Source organism: Ruthenibacterium intestinale (assembly GCF_040096265.1).
Classification (GTDB): Bacteria; Bacillota; Clostridia; order Oscillospirales; family Ruminococcaceae; genus Ruthenibacterium; species Ruthenibacterium komagatae.
The window spans coordinates 66,966-82,065 of record NZ_JBBMFA010000111.1; the positions used below are offsets into that span (position 1 = coordinate 66,966).

The window sequence follows — 15,100 nt, forward strand, 5'->3', positions numbered from 1 at the left end:
TCGTATGCGAAAAAGCATCACCACCCGGTATTTTTATTCCACCGCCATTCTGCTTTTGTGCAGCATTGCGCTGATGGGCTTCATCCAGCTGTACCTGTCCATGGGGTACTTCCGCGCCGAGAACGAGGCCACGCTTCTGCAGACCGTGGACAACACCATTCTGGTCATGAAAGAGGCTGCCGGCCGCGCCGACACCGAAAACGAGCGCGTGGAAGACGTGACCCGGGGCATCGTCATCACCTCCCGGGCCACCGGCACCATGATCTTCTTCACCGACGAACAGGGCAGCATCATTTTGTGCAGCGCCGCGGACCCGTCCCACTATCTGGGCGAGATGCTGCCCGCCAAAGCCATGGCCCAGGCGCGGGGCGGCGTGTACACCGAACTGGGCACCCTGAACGGCCTGCTGGAAAACCGCTGCTACGTGGCGGGCAAGGCCATGCTGGACGAAAACGGCCAGGTGCAGGGCTATGCCTTCGCCGCGTCCGACGCCCAGACCCTCAGTGAATACGTGGCCAACCTTCTGTCCACCTTTATTCTGTCGGCCGGCTTGATGCTGATGGTCTCCAGCGTGCTGTCCATCGTGCTCACTTCCCGCATGACCACGCCTCTTCGCCGCATTTCCGACGCGGCGAAAAAGTTCGGCAGCGGCGACTTCTCCGCCCGGGTCCCCGTGGAGGGCGAGGACGAGCTGGCCCAGCTGGCGGTCACCTTCAACAACATGGCCGCCAACCTGGAGAAGATCGATTCCTCCCGCCACAGCTTCATGGGCAACATCGCCCACGAGCTGCGCACCCCCATGACCACCATCAAGGGCTTTATCGACGGCATGCTGGACGGCACCATCCCGCCGGAAAGCCGGGACCATTACCTGGGCATCGTCTCCGAGGAAGTGGGCCGCCTGACCCGCCTGATCAAAAACATGCTGGACATCACCAAGCTGGAGGCAGGGGAATATCAGGTCAACGCCCGCAATTATGACATCTGGGAGAGCATTACCAGCGTGGTGTTCGGCGCTGAACAGCGGCTGGAGGCCAACAAGATCCAGATCAGCGGTTTTGCGCCCACCAAAACCATGGTCTACGCAGACGAGGACCTGGTCTATCAGGTCATTTACAACATTGTGGACAACGCCATCAAGTTCTGCAACGTGGGCGGCGAGATCCGCTTCTCCGTCACCCAGGCGCGGGGCATGGTCACGGTCGGCATCCGCAATACGGGCGCCGGCATCAGCGCCGACGCGCTTCCCTATGTGTTTGACCGCTTCTACAAAGAGGACAAAAGCCGCGGGCTGAACACCATGGGCAGCGGTCTGGGCCTGCACATCTGCAAGGTGCTCATCAACCTGTCCGGCGGCAACATCTGGGCCGAGAGCAAAGAGGGCGAGTACTGCCAGTTCAACTTTACGCTGCCCGTGGCCGTGCAGGAGAAAAACAAGCAAAAGCAAACCCGGTCAAAACCCGAGGAAGAGAAGGGGGATTCATGATGGAACAGCCCAACGGGTCCTGGCAGGACCCGCGGCGGGACGGCTGGCAGCCGCCGCAGTATGAATATGTGCCGCGCCCCGCGCCCAAACGGGGCCGCGCGCCGCTGATCATCACGCTTTTGTGCCTGGCACTGGCAGCGGTGGTGCTGGTCAGCGCTGCGGCTGTGCTTCTGTGGCAGGGCAAAGACCCCTTCCGCATCGGGGAACAGGCGCCCGCCGGTGCGGGCGAAGACGCCCCCGCCTTTGAATTGCAGGAGCTGCCCGAAGACATGGACGACGGCCTGCCCACCACGCAGATCGCCCAGCAGGTGGGCCCCAGCGTGGTGTGCATCAACGTGTACATGCCGCAAAGTCTTTCGGTGGCGGCCTACGGCAGCGGCGTCATCCTCAACGAGGAAGGCTTCATTGTCACCAATGCCCACGTGGTGGAAGATTCCAGCGATTTGAGCGTCATCCTCAACGACGGGCGGGAGTTTTCCGCCCGCATCATCGGCCAGGACACCCAGTCGGATCTGGCGGTCATCAAAATCGAAGCCGAGGACCTGGTCCCCGCCACCTTCGGCAACTCCGACACGCTGCAGGTGGGCGAGCGCACCGTGGTCATCGGCAACGCGGCGGGCCGCCTGGCGGGCACCGTCACCCAGGGCATCGTCTCCGGCTTGAACCGGCAGGTGCCCATCCAGATGTCCGACGGAAGCGTCATCACCATGAACCTCATCCAGACGGATGCGGCCATCAACCCCGGCAACTCCGGCGGCGCGGTGGTGAACCGGTACGGTCAGGTCATCGGCATCAGCTCGGCCAAACTCAGCGGCTCGGATTACGAGGGGCTGTGCTTTGCCATTCCCATTTCCGACGCGCAGCCCGTGGTCCAGAACCTGATCGCCTACGGCTATGTGAAAGACCGCATGACGTTGGGCGTCACGGTCATCGCGCTGTCCTCGGTCACCGGACCGGAGCGGGGCCTGCCCGCCCATGGCCTGTACATTGCCGAGGTGCTGCCCGAAAGCGATTTGGTGAACCATGACGTGACGGCCGGCGACGTGATCCTGAAAGCCGACGGCCGCGAGTTGACCGCCACCGCGGACCTGCAGGAGATTTTGAAAGAAAAGAAAAGCGGCGACACCATCGATTTGCAAATTTATAAACACAGCAACGGAAAAACGGTGGCCATCACGGCCAATCTGCTGGAAAGCACGCCCTGAATTTGCCTTTTGAGGGCAAAAGGCGTATAATAGTACAACAGTTTTTAAAAAACACGAGGTGTTTTCTATGGTAAAGATCGCCCCGTCGATCCTTTCGGCGGATTTCGCAAATCTGGGCAGAGACTGCCAAAACGTGCTGGACGGCGGCGCGGACTGGCTGCACATTGACGTGATGGACGGGCAGTTTGTGCCCAACCTGTCTCTGGGCGTGCCGGTGCTCAAATGCCTGCACAGCGCGGTGGATGCTTTTTACGACGTGCATCTGATGATCAAGGACCCGCTGAAATACGTGCAGACCTTCCGGGACGCGGGCGCGGACCTGATCACCTTCCACATCGAGGCGGACAGCCCCGTGGATGAGACCATTGACGCCATTCATGCGTCGGGCGCCAAAGCGGCGCTGTGCATCAAGCCGGCCACCCCGGCCGAGGCGGTGTTCCCGTATCTGGACCGCCTGGAGATGGTGCTGGTCATGAGCGTGGAGCCCGGCTTCGGCGGGCAGAAGTTCATGCCCGCCGCCGTGGACAAGATCGCGGCCATCCGCGCCGAGGCGCTGCGCCGCGGCCTGGAGCTGGAGATCGAGGTGGACGGCGGCATCGGCGAGGCCACCGCACCCCTGTGCACCCGGGCGGGCGCCACTGTGCTGGTGGCGGGCAGCGCGGTGTTCTGCGCCAAGGACCCGGCCGCTGCCATGGCGGCCATCCGCAGCGCCTGCGAATGAATTTTTCACAGAAAGAGGCGAAGCTATGAGCTCGGAGACGAGTTTGCCGCTGGGGCCGCTGTCCCCGCGGGAGCAGAACCGGGACATTGTCTGGATGATGCTGCCCCTGTTGGCGGTATCCTGTTATCTGTACGGCGCGCGCCCGGCGGTGATGTGCCTGGTCGGCAGCATCACGGCCGCGTTCTGCGACCGTCTGGTGGCCTGGCTGCGGGGCCGGCCCCATGACCGAACCGAAAACAGCAGCATTCCGGCGGTGCTGGTGATGCTGATGCTGATGCCCGCAACGCTCAGCTATTACATTGTGGTCATCACCAGCATGACGGTGGTTCTGGTGGCAAAGGCGCCCTTCGGCGGCTACGGCCACTATCCCTTCAACCCGTCGGCGGTGGGTTATGCGGTGGCGGCGGTGTCCTGGCCCAGCCAGGTGTTCACCTATCCGGTGCCCTTTACCACCATGTCGGTGTTTTCCACCGCAGAGGCCACCATGGTGGAAAGCGCGGCCCACAGCCTGCAGGCGGGCGGCACGCCCAACGTGCGCGCGCTGAACCTGGTGCTGGGCAACTACGCCGGCCCCATGGGCACCACGGCGCTGCTGGTGGTGCTGGCCTGCGCCATGTACCTGTGGATGCGCCGGGACATTGACTTTGCCATTCCCGTGGGCTTTCTGGGCGCCTGCGCCCTGGTGGCCTTCTTCTTCCCCCGCATCGACAACATCGGCCTTGCCGTGCCCTGGGAGCATCTGTATGTGCGCTATCAGTCGGTGAAGTATGAGCTGCTCACCGGCGCGCTTCTGTACGCCTCGGTGTTCCTCATCAACGAGCGGGTCACCCGGCCCAAAAACCGGCGGGCCCATCTGGTGTACGGCATTCTTCTGGGCGTCATGACCATGACGTTCCGCTATGTGGGCACCTATGACACGGGCGTCTGCTTTGCCATTTTGTGCGTCAACGCTCTGTCAGGCTATCTGGACCGCCTGTTCGCAAGCCGTGTGCGCCGTGAGGAGGTGAGCTCATGAACATCGATCCCATGAAACCGGAAGTCGACCATGAGCTGGCCCGCAAAGTCAAACGGGACCGCATTCTGCTCAACAACCCGGTGGTCATGCAGGGCCTGGGCCTTGCGCCGCTGGTGGTGGCGGCCATCAATGTGAAAAACGCCACCATGCTGGCGGTGGCGGTGGCACTGCTGCTGACGCCCACCCGGGTCATCGCGGCGTTTCTCAGCCGGTTTTCCTACTTCCGCTTCCGCGGGCTGACGTATGCCGTCACCAGCGCGGCGGTGTACGTGGGCGTCATCTGGGTGATGGAGCATCTGTTCACCAGTGCGGACATCACCCTTCTGGGTCTGTACCTGCCCCTGCTGGTGGCGGACCCCATTATTCTGAAACGGTATGAGCGGCCTCAGCGCGAGCGCATCCACACTGCTTTCCGCAAGGGCATCATCACCACTGCCGGATACGTGATGGCCATGTATGTCACCGCCGTTCTGCGCGAGTTTCTGGGCACGGGGGCGGTGCTCGGCCATACGCTGCTGAAAACGCCGCTGTTCCCCATGGCGCAGCTGCCCAGCGGCGGCTTTATCGTGCTGGCATTCATTATTGTGGTCTGGCGCGGCGGCGTGAACATTGTGAAACGACAGATGGGACTGGGGGCGAAGCAGCAGGCATGACAGAAGTTTTAAAAGCGCTCGGACCCTTCTTCTTCTACGCGGTGGTGGGCGTGTTCGCCCAGAACGCCGTGTTCACCCGTGCACTGGGCGTCTCCCGCATTGTCAAGCTGGCGGACGACCCCGAAGTGGACTCGCTCACCTTCGGCGTGCTCTTGTGCAGCGTTCAGCTCATCAGCGCACCCATGGCGTACTTTGTCAACCTGTGGCTCAGCGAACAGTGGTACAGCACTTATGTCCGGCCGCTGGTCCTGGTCATGTGCAGCGCCGTGGCCTTTTTCATCGTGCTGCTGCTGGTGGTGCTGCTGTTCCGTTCGTCGGGCGCAAAGGACATTGTGGCCGTGCTTCCCATGGCCACGTTCAACACCTGCATTCTGGGCACGCTGCTCATCGGCACCACGCGCCATTTTGATCTGCTGCAGACCATGGGCTTTGCCCTGGGCAGCGGCGTGGGCTATGTGCTGGCGGTTCTGGTGGTGCGCGAAGGCGCCCGCAAGCTGGACAACGAAGACGTGCCCGCCACCTTCCGCGGCCTGCCGGTCACGCTGCTGTACATCGGCATTCTGGCGCTGGCCATCTATGGTTTCACCGGCCATTTGATCTCGTTCTGAGAAAGGAGACGGCGAGGATGATTGTGCGCAATGTCACCCTTTCAGAAGGGGAAAAACTGTATGAACTGGTTTGTGCCTACCGGCAGGAACCGGTGGACAAAGAGGTGTTTCTGGCCCATTTGCAGACGGCGCTGGACCAGCCCGGCCGCCGGGTGGTGCTGGCCTACAACGGGGCTGAGGCCGTGGGCTTCGCCGACGTGGAGGTGCGCATGTCTCTGTGTCAGTGCGCCAATGTGGGCTACATCAACGACTTTTATGTGAAGGACGCCTTTCGCGGCCGCAACATCGGCGGGGGCATGCTGCTCAGCGTGACCACCCACCTGAAGACCATCGGCTGCTCCAGCGTGTATGCCTATTGTCCCCGCGTCAACATCAAAAGCCAGGAGTTTTTGGAAAAGCGCGGTTTTTCCAAAAGTCAGTACGGCTTTTGGCGCAGCCTGAAATAAACCATCGGCCCCGGCGCATGCCGGGGCCTTTTTGACCGAAAGGGGGAGAGCCGCATGCTCTCGGTGCGAAGAGAAACAGACCGGTTTGAACTGGTGCGGGACGGCCTGGTGCTGGGCTGGCTGACGCTGGAACCCGGCCGCCTCACGGGCATCTGGGTCCAGGAGGCCTGGCGGCGCAAGGGCTACGGCACCTACCTGTACCGGCAGGCGCTGAAACAGAGCGGCATCGGCCCCAAAGAGCGGCTGACCGCGCCGGACAGTGCGGCTCTGCGCCCTTTTTTGGAAAAATTCGGTTTTCAGCCCCAGGACGGGCAGCTGGTGCGCTGCGCCCCCGTTCAGCGCAATGCCCTCAGCATCGTTCACGGCTTTTTGGCGCAGCACCTGGGTCCGGGCATGTTCGCGGTGGACGCCACCGCCGGCAACGGGCACGACACCGCATTTCTGTGCGGCCTGGTGGGCCCCACGGGCCGGGTGCTGGCCATGGACATTCAGCCCGCGGCGGTGCAGGCCACCCGGCAGCGGCTTGCGTCGCTGGGGTACGGGCAGGCGCAGGTGGTGTGCGACAGCCACGCCAACCTGGCGCACTATGCCCGGCCGGGCACCGTGGACGGCGCGGTGTTCAATCTGGGCTATCTGCCGGGCGCGGACCACGGGGTGTTCACCGTGCCCCAAACCAGCATTCCGGCGCTGAAAACCGCGCTGGAATTGCTGCGCCCGGGCGGCGTGCTGACCGTGTGCGCCTATGCGGGCGGCCGGCAGGGCACCGTGGAGCGGGACGCCGTGCTGGCCTTTGTCCGGGACCTTCCTTCCAGCCGGTATCAGGTGGAAGTGGAGCTGTTTTCCGACCGGCCGGGCCTGCCGCCGGTGCCGATCTGCATAAAAAAGCGCGTTCCCTGCTGAAGGGAACGCGCTTTCTTTTTTAAAATGCGATCACAATGCCGCCGTCGTTGGCGTACACCGTGGAAAGCCCGCCCGTGGGCACCACGATCACGTCCTTGAACACGGCGCATCGTTCCAAAAAGGCCTTTTTCAGCTGCATGGCCCGCTCCTGGCAGTTGCAGTGGCTCAGCACCAGCAGTTTGCTGGCCGCGGGCAGATGGTCGGTCTCCTCGGCCACCAGTTCCACCAGACGGCGCATGGCGTTGGCCGTGCCGCGCACTTTTTCCAGCGGGATGATCTCGCCGTGGCCGTTTTCCCCCATGATGGGGCGCAGGTTCAGCATGGTGCCCACAAAGCCCGCAGTGCGGGAAATGCGGCCGTTCTTCACCAGGTTGCCCAGGTCCTCCAGCACAAAGTGGGTTTTCATATTCGCAATGAAGGCCGTGGCCTTTTCCACGATCTCCTCAAAGCCCATGCCGCCGTCGATCATGTCCCGCAGCAGCAGAGCAATGCGGGTCTCGCCCGCGGACGCGCTCTCGGAATCAAACACATGGATCTTCTTTTCGGGGGACTCTTCCAGGGCAAGGTCCCGGCCCACGCAGGCCGCGTTGTAACTGCCGGACAGCTTGCTGGACAGCGTCACCACCAAACTGGCATCGGCCTGGCTCATCAGGGCGGCGTATTCTTCCGGAGAGGGGCAGGCCGTGGTCGGGGCGGTCCGGCAGGCCTTCATGTCCGCCACCAGCACACCCGTGTCAATGGTGCCGTCGTCCTCGTAAAAATGTTCCCCCACGGTGATTTTCAAACTGGCCAGCGAGAGGCTCAGCACGTTGCGCAAGGCGTCGGTCACGTCACAGCAGCTGTCAACAATGATCTGAATGTTCATTAAAAACCTCATTTCCACGGAAAAACACCGTTTTGCTCCGCAGGTATTCCTGTCCTTATTGTACCGTTGCCCCGCTCAAAAGTCAACGCACAGCGCACGGCCACGGCTTGTATTTGTCCGCTCAATTTGGTAAGATGAAAAAAGCCGGAAACATTCCAAAGAAAGAAGGAGCATTGCCATGAAAAGCGACATTCAAATCGCACAGGAGGCCGTGATGGAGCCCATCGGCGCCGTCGCCCAGCGACTGGGTCTGGCCGAAGAACAACTGATCCCTTACGGCCGGTACAAGGCCAAGGTGGATCACCGTCTGGTGAAGGCCATGGCGGACAAGCCCGACGCACGGGTCATTCTGGTCACGGCCATCAGCCCCACGCCCGCGGGTGAGGGAAAAACCACCACCAGCGTGGGCCTGGCGGACGCGCTGCACCGCATGGGCAAAAAGGTCATTCTGGCGCTGCGGGAGCCCAGCCTGGGCCCCGTGTTCGGCGTGAAGGGCGGCGCGGCCGGCGGCGGCTACGCCCAGGTGGTGCCCATGGAGGACATCAATCTGCATTTCACCGGCGATCTGCACGCCATCGGCGCGGCCAACAACCTGCTGGCGGCCATGGTGGACAACCACATTTATCAGGGCAATGCTTTGAACATCGACCCGCGCCGCGTCACCTGGAAGCGCTGCGTGGATATGAACGACCGCCAGCTGCGGTTTATCACCGACGGGCTGGGCGGCAAGGTGAACGGAACCCCCCGCGAGGACGGGTTCGACATCACCGTGGCCAGCGAGGTCATGGCCATTTTCTGCCTGGCCACGGACCTGAAGGACCTGAAAGAGCGCCTGGCCCGCATCGTGGTGGGTTATACCTACGCGGGCGAACCCGTCACCGCCGGTCAGATCGGCGCGGCGGGCGCCATGGCCGCTCTGCTGAAGGACGCCTTTGACCCCAACCTGGTCCAGACGCTGGAACACACCCCCGCGCTGGTCCACGGCGGCCCCTTCGCCAACATCGCCCACGGCTGCAACAGCGTCATCGCCACCAAGCTGGGCATGAAGCTGGCGGACTATGTGGTCACCGAGGCGGGCTTCGGCGCGGACCTGGGCGCCGAGAAATTCCTGGACATCAAGTGCCGCATGGCGGGCATCGCGCCCGCGGCGGTGGTGGTCGTGGCCACCGTGCGGGCGCTGAAACATCACGGCGGCTGCCCCAAAGAGCAGCTGGGCGTGCCCAATCTGGAATATCTGGAAGCCGGCAGCGCCAACCTGGCCCGGCACGTGGAGAACATGCAGAAGCAGTTCGGCATGCCCGTGTGCGTGGCCATCAACGCCTTCCCCACGGACTCTGCGGAAGAGCACCAGTTCCTGCGGGACTATTGCGCGGGCCTGGGCGTGCCCTGCGCCCTCAGCGAGGTGTTTGCAAAGGGCGGTGAAGGCGGCCTGGAGCTGGCCGAGGACGTGCTGGGCATTCTGGACAGACGGCCCGTGCACTTCACCTATGCCGACGATCTGCCTGTGGCCGATAAGATCCGCGCGGTGTGCCGCAACATTTACCGCGCCAAAGAGGTGGTTTTCTCCGCCGCGGCCCAGAAGCAGCTGCGGGAGCTGGCCGACGCCGGCTACGACAAGCTGCCGGTGTGCATCGCCAAGACCCAGTATTCCTTCAGCGACAATGCCAAACTGCTGGCGGCGCCCGACGGCTTTACCATGACCGTGCGGGAGCTGCGCCTGTCCGCGGGCGCGGGCTTCGTGGTAGCGGTCATGGGCAGCATCATGACCATGCCGGGCCTGCCCCAAAAACCGGCGGCCGAAGGCATCGACGTGGATGAGAACGGTGTCATCAGCGGATTGTTCTGAGGAAAAGGCTTGCGGCTTGTGTCGCAAGTGCTGTCAATGAAAAAAGGCCGGTCAGGCATTGCCTGACCGGCTCTTTTTATTCTTTTTGAAGCAGCCGCCGGTAGGTGCTTTCGATGGCCACCGACCCCAGGGGCGCGGTGATGAGAATGGCCAGCACCGCCACGGCCAGTACCGTCTGCCCGCAGGCCAGCCCCATGGCCAGCGGCACCGAGCCGATGGCCGCCTGCACCGTGGCTTTGGGCGTGTAGGCCAGCATGCAGAACAGCCGTTCGCGGCCGGTCAGCCGGGTGCCCAGGGTGCACACCAGCACCCCCACCATGCGGAAGCACAGGGCCCCGAAAATCAGCCCCACGGCCGCAAGACCGGTCTCGGCCGCAGCGCCCACATCCACCGCGGCGCCCACCAGCACGAACAGCAGCAGCTCCGCCGCCACCCAAAGCTTGGCGTATTTCTGCGACAGACGCGCCGCCACCTGGCCCCGGCGGTATTGCAGGGCAATGCCCATGGCCATCACCGCCAGCAGACCGGAAAAGCTCACCGGCCCGGGCAGGGCGTCTTCCAGCGTCACCAGCAGAAAGGACGTGCTCAGCAGCAGCACCACTTTGGCGCTGTCCCGCATGTGGACCCGCCGGAACAGTTCCGCCAGCACCCAGCCGCAGGCGACGCCGCCCGCCACCCCCAGCACAATGGAGGTGGGGATCTTGGCAAAGTCCAGCGCCGCCACGCCCTCGCCGGCCGCCAGTCCCGTGAAGGACGTGAACAGAACGATCACGAAGACGTCATCCACCGATGCGCCCGCCAAAATCATCTGGGGAATGCTCTGCCGGGTGCCGTAGCCCTCGTCCATCAGCTTGAGCATTTTGGGCACCACCACCGCCGGCGACACCGCCGCGATGACCGCCCCCAGCACCGCGGCCTCGGTCAGGCTCAGGCCCAGCAGGCGGGGCGCCAGCACCAAAGCACCCAGAATTTCAAAGCTGGCGGGCACAAAGCACAGCAGCACCGCGGGCCGCCCCACTTTTTTCAGGTCCGCCAGGTCCAGGTTCAGCCCCGCCCGGGTCAGAATGATGATGAGAGCGATCCGCCGCAGGTCGGCCGAGACCGCCAGAATGGACCCGTCCAGCAGGTTCAGCACAGAGGGGCCCAGCAGAATGCCCGTCAGCAGCATGCCCAGCAGCGCGGGCAGCTTCAGCTTTTGAAACAGGCTGCCCAGCCCCATGCCGCACAGAAAAATCAGCGCCAGAGAAAATAACATACGGTTCCTCCTTTTGCAGGGAACAAAAAAAGCCAATGCCCCCTGCGATTCCAAGATCACAGAAGTCATCAGCTTTGAAAAGCGGTTTTGGCCGATTGCCAGGGGAGAACTTCATTCCCTTTCAGCAGTATGCCACAGCCGCGGCAAATTTGCAAGCAAAACTTTTCGGTTCGGGCACTAGTCCGCAAAATAGGGCACGAACAGGTGCAGGTCCGCCGCCTTCACCACGCCTTCGCAGTACACGCCCTCCGGCCGGTACTCCTCGGTCAGCATGGTGCCCTGGGCGCGGATGTGCCCCGCCAGCGCCAGCTTGTCGTAGGGCAGCAGCACCGCCACCCGGCGCACCCGGTCCGCCAGCACCTGGTCCAGCCGGGCCAGCAGGGCGTCCATCCCGTAGCCGGTGGCCGCGCTGGTGCAGATGGCACTGGTGTCAAAGGGCGTGGCGCCCGGCGCCCGGTCGCACTTGTTGTACACCGTCAGCTGGGGAATGTCCCCGCAGTCCAGCGAGTCCAGCACCTGGTCCGTCACCGTCAGCTGCTGGGATGCCTCGGGGTCGGACAAGTCGCACACCTTTACAATCACGTCCGCATAGGCGGCTTCTTCCAGCGTGCTCTTGAAGGCCTCCACCAGCCCGTGGGGCAGGCGGCTCACAAAACCCACCGTGTCCACCGCCACCACCGTCAGGCCCGAGGGCAGGGTCAGCCGCCGGGCCGTGGGGTCCAGCGTGGCAAACAGCATGTCCTGGGCGGGCACATCGGCCCCGCACAGCCGGTTCAGCAGGCTGGACTTGCCCACGTTGGTGTAGCCCACCAGCGCCACCACCGGCACGCCGCTTTTCCGGCGGCTTTTGCGGGTCTGTTCCCGGCGGCGCTCCATCTCTTCCAGCCGCTGGCTCAGCGCTTCGATGCGCCGGCGCACATGGCGCCGGTCGTACTCCAGCTTGCTTTCGCCCGCACCGCGGCGCGCGCCGCCGCCGCCCGCACCGCCGCCGCCCTGACGGGACAGGCTCTCGCCCAGCCCGGCCAGCCGCGGCAGCCGGTAGCGCAGCGTGGCCAGCTCGGTCTGCAGCTTGCCCTCGTTGGTCACCGCGCGGTTTTTAAAAATTTCCAGAATCAGCATGGTCCGGTCCATCACCGGCACTTCCAGAATCTGCTCCAGATTGCGGATCTGGCTTCCCGACAGCTCTGCATCGAAAATGGCGCACTCCGCGCCCAGGTTCATGCACAGCAGCCGCCCTTCGGCCAGCCGTCCTTCGCCCAGATAGGTGGCGCTCTCCGGCACATCCCGCTTCTGCACCAGCCGGGCCACCGCCACCATGTGGTTGGCCTGGGCCAGCGCCGCCAGTTCATCCATGCTTTTGTCCATGTCGTACGCGCCCAGGTCCAGCCCGAACAGCACAACGTTCATCATTCCGTCTTCTGTCATAATTTGCTTAAATATTCCTCTTTGTATAAAATGTATGATCGGCAGGGAAGCGGCGTCCCGTCAAACTTGTGGCACATCACGTCGTGGGTGTAGTGAAAGCCCACCTTTTCCATCACCCGGCCGCTGGCCGGGTTGGCGGCGGCGTGGCAGCAGCCCAGCCGGTCAACGCCGTGGTCTGCAAACAGGTGGCGCACCACCGCGTCCAGCGCCTCGGTCATGTATCCTTTTCCCCAGAAGTCCCGGCCCAGGCAGTAACCCGGCTCCCACAGGGCGGGGTCGTCCTCGGCGGGCACCACGCCGATGGAGCCCATCAGCTGCCCGTCGCAGCCGCGCACAATGGCCCATTGGTGCGCCTGCCGGTCGGCGGCCCATTGCCGGGCCAGCGCCAGGCTCTCCGCCTCGTCTTTGTGGGGCGTCCAGCGCAGAAACCGGGTCACCTGCGGGTCGCTGGCCCACACCCGGAACATTTCCGCCCCGTCCTCGGGCACAAAGGGCCGCAGCACCAGCCGGGGCGTAGAAAGCACATCGGTCATGAGGCCGCCTCCTTGCAAAGTTTTTCCCATTATACGGCGAAACACCGGTTTGCGTCAAACCTTTTGATTTCTCGCGCGAGCTATGGTATACTATATATCTATATGCAGGATGAAAAATGGGGGGAAAATGATGCGAATCGTGGTAAAGGTGGGCACATCCACGCTGGCCCATGGAACCGGGCGGCTGAACATCCGCCGTGTGGAACTTTTGTGCAAGACGCTGGCCGATCTGCAGAACGCGGGCCATCAGGTGGTGCTGGTTTCCTCGGGCGCCATCGGCATGGGCGTGGGCAAGCTGCTTTTGCAAAGCCGTCCCGCGGACATCGCCACCAAGCAGGCGGCGGCCGCCGTCGGTCAGTGCGAACTGATGTACACCTATGACAAGCTGTTCACCGATTACAACCACACCGTGGCGCAGATCCTTCTGACCGCCGAGGACGTGAACGACCCCGAGCGCCGCCACAACATCGAACGCACGCTGGAGCGCCTGCTGGAGCTGGGCGCCATCCCCATCATCAACGAGAACGACACCGTCAGCACCGCCGAGATCAAGGTGGGCGACAACGATACCCTGTCCGCCATTGTGGCCGTCAGCGTGCAGGCGGACCTGCTGATCCTTCTGTCCGACATCAACGGCCTGTACACCGCCGATCCCCACACCCATCCGGACGCCAAGCTCATCAGCGTGGTGGAACACATCACGCCGGAGATGGAGGCGGCCGCCGGGGGCGCGGGCAGCCGGCAGGGCACCGGCGGCATGATCACCAAGCTGGGCGCGGCCAAAATGGCCACTTCCCATGGGGTGCCCATGATCATCGCCAACGGCGAGGACCCCACCCGCCTGTACGACATTGTGGACGGCGTCACCGTGGGCACGTTGTTTCTTGCAAAGGAGATGTGAACCATGACCACTCAGGAACTGCTGCAGGGCGCGAAAGCCGCGAAGAGTGCGGCGGCCGCCCTGTCCACCCAAGAGAAAAACCGCCTTCTGCTGGCCATGGCGGACAGCCTTGTGCAGCATCAGGCAGACATCCTGGCCGCCAACGATCAGGACGTGGAGGCCGCCCGGGCCACCATCGCCCCGGTGATGATCGACCGGCTGCGCCTGACAGGCGACCGCGTGGCCGCCATGGCCCAGGGCCTGCGTGCCGTGGCCGACCTGCCGGACCCGGTGGGCGACGTGCTCAGTGAGATCACCCGGCCCAACGGCCTGGTCATCCGCAAGGTGCGGGTGCCCATGGGTGTCATCGCCATCATTTACGAAAGCCGGCCCAATGTCACCGCTGACGCAGCGGCCCTTGCCCTGAAAAGCGGCAATGTGTGCGTTCTGCGGGGCGGCAAAGAGGCCATCCATTCCAACACCGCCATCGTGGCCGCCCTGCGCGCGGCGCTGCGGGAAAACGGCGCGCCGGAAACACTGGTCAACCTGGTGGAGGACACCACCCGCGCCAGCGCGACGCAGCTGATGGAGGCCCGCGGCCTGGTGGACCTGCTGATCCCCCGGGGCGGCGCAGGCCTGATCCGCGCCTGCGTGGAGAACGCCAAAGTGCCCTGCATCGAGACAGGCACCGGCATCTGCCATGTGTATGTGGACCGTGCCGCCGACCTGGACAAGGCCGTGGCTATCGTGTACAACGCCAAGACCAGCCGTCCCTCGGTGTGCAACGCCGAAGAGGTGTGCCTGGTGCACCGGGACGTGGCGCCCGTGTTCCTGCCGCGTCTGAAACAGGCGCTGGACGAAAAGCATGTGGAGCTTCGCCTGTGCCCGGAAGCGGCGGCCATCATCCCCGGCACGCCCGCGGGCGAGCGGGACTTTGACACCGAGTTCCTGGACTACATTCTGGCCGTCAAAGTGGTGGGCAGCGTGGAGGAGGCGGTGGCGCACATCGCCGCGCATTCCACCGGCCACAGCGAGGCCATCGTCACGCAGGACCGCGCCGCTGCCGACGCCTTCTGCGCCGGGGTGGATTCGGCCGCGGTGTACGTCAATGCCTCCACCCGCTTCACCGACGGCGGCGAGTTCGGCCTTGGCTGCGAGATGGGCATTTCCACCCAGAAGCTGGGCGCCCGCGGCCCCATGGGCCTGTGTGAGCTGACCAGCTACAAATACATCATTGAGGGCGACGGCCAGGTGCGCTGAGC

Annotated in this window: 15 protein-coding genes and 1 riboswitch; of the genes, 11 read left to right on the top strand and 4 right to left on the bottom strand. The window is 63.8% G+C overall.

Translation table 11 applies throughout. The annotated features are described in order from the left end of the window. Nucleotides 1–4 precede the first annotated feature (4 nt). From WMO24_RS14135 to mnmM, 8 genes are all read left to right on the top strand, one after another. Nucleotides 5–1,486 carry a sensor histidine kinase gene (locus tag WMO24_RS14135; RefSeq protein WP_349217009.1) on the top strand — a complete coding sequence of 494 codons (1,482 nt, stop codon included), beginning with the start codon at nt 5–7 and terminating at the stop codon, nt 1,484–1,486. Then, the gene (locus tag WMO24_RS14140) at nt 1,483–2,691 is read left to right on the top strand and encodes a S1C family serine protease (RefSeq protein ID WP_349217010.1); all 1,209 of its coding nucleotides are present in this window, start codon (nt 1,483–1,485) and stop codon (nt 2,689–2,691) included. Before WMO24_RS14135 ends, WMO24_RS14140 begins: the two co-directional genes overlap by 4 nt. A gap of 67 nt (nt 2,692–2,758) precedes the next feature. Next, a complete protein-coding gene (gene rpe / locus WMO24_RS14145) occupies nt 2,759–3,412 on the top strand; it encodes a ribulose-phosphate 3-epimerase (protein WP_349217011.1) in 654 nt (217 codons plus the stop codon). A gap of 25 nt (nt 3,413–3,437) precedes the next feature. Continuing rightward, entirely contained in the window at nt 3,438–4,427 is a 990-nt protein-coding gene (locus WMO24_RS14150) for an RnfABCDGE type electron transport complex subunit D (protein ID WP_349217012.1), read from the top strand. Beyond that, on the top strand, nt 4,424–5,080 hold the full coding sequence (locus WMO24_RS14155) for an Rnf-Nqr domain containing protein (protein ID WP_349217013.1): 657 nt from the start codon (nt 4,424–4,426) through the stop codon (nt 5,078–5,080). Before WMO24_RS14150 ends, WMO24_RS14155 begins: the two co-directional genes overlap by 4 nt. After that, the gene (locus WMO24_RS14160; protein ID WP_349217014.1) at nt 5,077–5,688 is read left to right on the top strand and encodes an Rnf-Nqr domain containing protein; all 612 of its coding nucleotides are present in this window, start codon (nt 5,077–5,079) and stop codon (nt 5,686–5,688) included. The genes WMO24_RS14155 and WMO24_RS14160 overlap by 4 nt, the downstream gene beginning before the upstream one ends. Before the next feature lie 17 nt (nt 5,689–5,705). Next, nucleotides 5,706–6,134 (top strand): GNAT family N-acetyltransferase, encoded by a 429-nt coding sequence (locus WMO24_RS14165; RefSeq protein WP_349217015.1) that lies wholly within the window; start codon nt 5,706–5,708, stop codon nt 6,132–6,134. Nucleotides 6,135–6,188: 54 nt separating this feature from the next. Then, nucleotides 6,189–7,034: a tRNA 5-(aminomethyl)-2-thiouridylate-methyltransferase MnmM gene (mnmM, locus tag WMO24_RS14170; RefSeq protein WP_349217016.1), complete on the top strand. Its 846-nt coding sequence runs from the start codon at nt 6,189–6,191 to the stop codon at nt 7,032–7,034. A gap of 19 nt (nt 7,035–7,053) precedes the next feature. Here the strand turns inward: mnmM and WMO24_RS14175 are convergent, their stop codons facing one another. Then, on the bottom strand, nt 7,054–7,899 hold the full coding sequence (locus tag WMO24_RS14175) for a DegV family protein (protein ID WP_349217017.1): 846 nt from the start codon (nt 7,897–7,899) through the stop codon (nt 7,054–7,056). A 172-nt stretch (nt 7,900–8,071) separates the two neighbouring features. Between WMO24_RS14175 and WMO24_RS14180 the strand changes: the two genes are divergently transcribed. After that, on the top strand, nt 8,072–9,745 hold the full coding sequence (locus tag WMO24_RS14180; RefSeq protein WP_349217117.1) for a formate--tetrahydrofolate ligase: 1,674 nt from the start codon (nt 8,072–8,074) through the stop codon (nt 9,743–9,745). A gap of 76 nt (nt 9,746–9,821) precedes the next feature. Here the strand turns inward: WMO24_RS14180 and WMO24_RS14185 are convergent, their stop codons facing one another. The 3 genes from WMO24_RS14185 to WMO24_RS14195 form a co-directional block, all read right to left on the bottom strand. Further along, nucleotides 9,822–11,000 carry a cation:proton antiporter gene (locus WMO24_RS14185; protein WP_349217018.1) on the bottom strand — a complete coding sequence of 393 codons (1,179 nt, stop codon included), beginning with the start codon at nt 10,998–11,000 and terminating at the stop codon, nt 9,822–9,824. 52 nt (nt 11,001–11,052) lie between these two features. Further along, nucleotides 11,053–11,128, bottom strand: a riboswitch (Fluoride riboswitch). 49 nt (nt 11,129–11,177) lie between these two features. Next, on the bottom strand, nt 11,178–12,425 hold the full coding sequence (gene hflX / locus WMO24_RS14190) for a GTPase HflX (protein WP_349217019.1): 1,248 nt from the start codon (nt 12,423–12,425) through the stop codon (nt 11,178–11,180). Then, nucleotides 12,422–12,958 (bottom strand): GNAT family N-acetyltransferase, encoded by a 537-nt coding sequence (locus WMO24_RS14195; protein WP_349217020.1) that lies wholly within the window; start codon nt 12,956–12,958, stop codon nt 12,422–12,424. Before WMO24_RS14195 ends, hflX begins: the two co-directional genes overlap by 4 nt. Nucleotides 12,959–13,088: 130 nt before the next feature. On the opposite strand from WMO24_RS14195, the gene proB reads away from it, so the two are divergent. Then, nucleotides 13,089–13,859, top strand: a complete 771-nt coding sequence (gene proB / locus WMO24_RS14200; protein WP_349217118.1) for a glutamate 5-kinase — start codon at nt 13,089–13,091, stop codon at nt 13,857–13,859. 3 nt (nt 13,860–13,862) lie between these two features. Next, nucleotides 13,863–15,098 (top strand): glutamate-5-semialdehyde dehydrogenase, encoded by a 1,236-nt coding sequence (locus WMO24_RS14205; RefSeq protein ID WP_349217021.1) that lies wholly within the window; start codon nt 13,863–13,865, stop codon nt 15,096–15,098. Nucleotides 15,099–15,100: the final 2 nt, after the last annotated feature.

Excerpts from the sequence above, each read along its gene's own strand:
- WMO24_RS14135 (WP_349217009.1), top strand. The coding sequence starts at position 5 with ATGCGAAAAAGCATCACCACCCGGTATTTTTATTCCACCGCCATTCTG.
- WMO24_RS14140 (WP_349217010.1), top strand. The coding sequence starts at position 1,483 with ATGATGGAACAGCCCAACGGGTCCTGGCAGGACCCGCGGCGGGACGGC.
- rpe (WP_349217011.1), top strand. The coding sequence starts at position 2,759 with ATGGTAAAGATCGCCCCGTCGATCCTTTCGGCGGATTTCGCAAATCTG.
- WMO24_RS14150 (WP_349217012.1), top strand. The coding sequence starts at position 3,438 with ATGAGCTCGGAGACGAGTTTGCCGCTGGGGCCGCTGTCCCCGCGGGAG.
- WMO24_RS14155 (WP_349217013.1), top strand. The coding sequence starts at position 4,424 with ATGAACATCGATCCCATGAAACCGGAAGTCGACCATGAGCTGGCCCGC.
- WMO24_RS14160 (WP_349217014.1), top strand. The coding sequence starts at position 5,077 with ATGACAGAAGTTTTAAAAGCGCTCGGACCCTTCTTCTTCTACGCGGTG.
- WMO24_RS14165 (WP_349217015.1), top strand. The coding sequence starts at position 5,706 with ATGATTGTGCGCAATGTCACCCTTTCAGAAGGGGAAAAACTGTATGAA.
- mnmM (WP_349217016.1), top strand. The coding sequence starts at position 6,189 with ATGCTCTCGGTGCGAAGAGAAACAGACCGGTTTGAACTGGTGCGGGAC.
- WMO24_RS14175 (WP_349217017.1), bottom strand. The coding sequence starts at position 7,899 with ATGAACATTCAGATCATTGTTGACAGCTGCTGTGACGTGACCGACGCC.
- WMO24_RS14185 (WP_349217018.1), bottom strand. The coding sequence starts at position 11,000 with ATGTTATTTTCTCTGGCGCTGATTTTTCTGTGCGGCATGGGGCTGGGC.
- hflX (WP_349217019.1), bottom strand. The coding sequence starts at position 12,425 with ATGACAGAAGACGGAATGATGAACGTTGTGCTGTTCGGGCTGGACCTG.
- WMO24_RS14195 (WP_349217020.1), bottom strand. The coding sequence starts at position 12,958 with ATGACCGATGTGCTTTCTACGCCCCGGCTGGTGCTGCGGCCCTTTGTG.
- proB (WP_349217118.1), top strand. The coding sequence starts at position 13,089 with ATGCGAATCGTGGTAAAGGTGGGCACATCCACGCTGGCCCATGGAACC.
- WMO24_RS14205 (WP_349217021.1), top strand. The coding sequence starts at position 13,863 with ATGACCACTCAGGAACTGCTGCAGGGCGCGAAAGCCGCGAAGAGTGCG.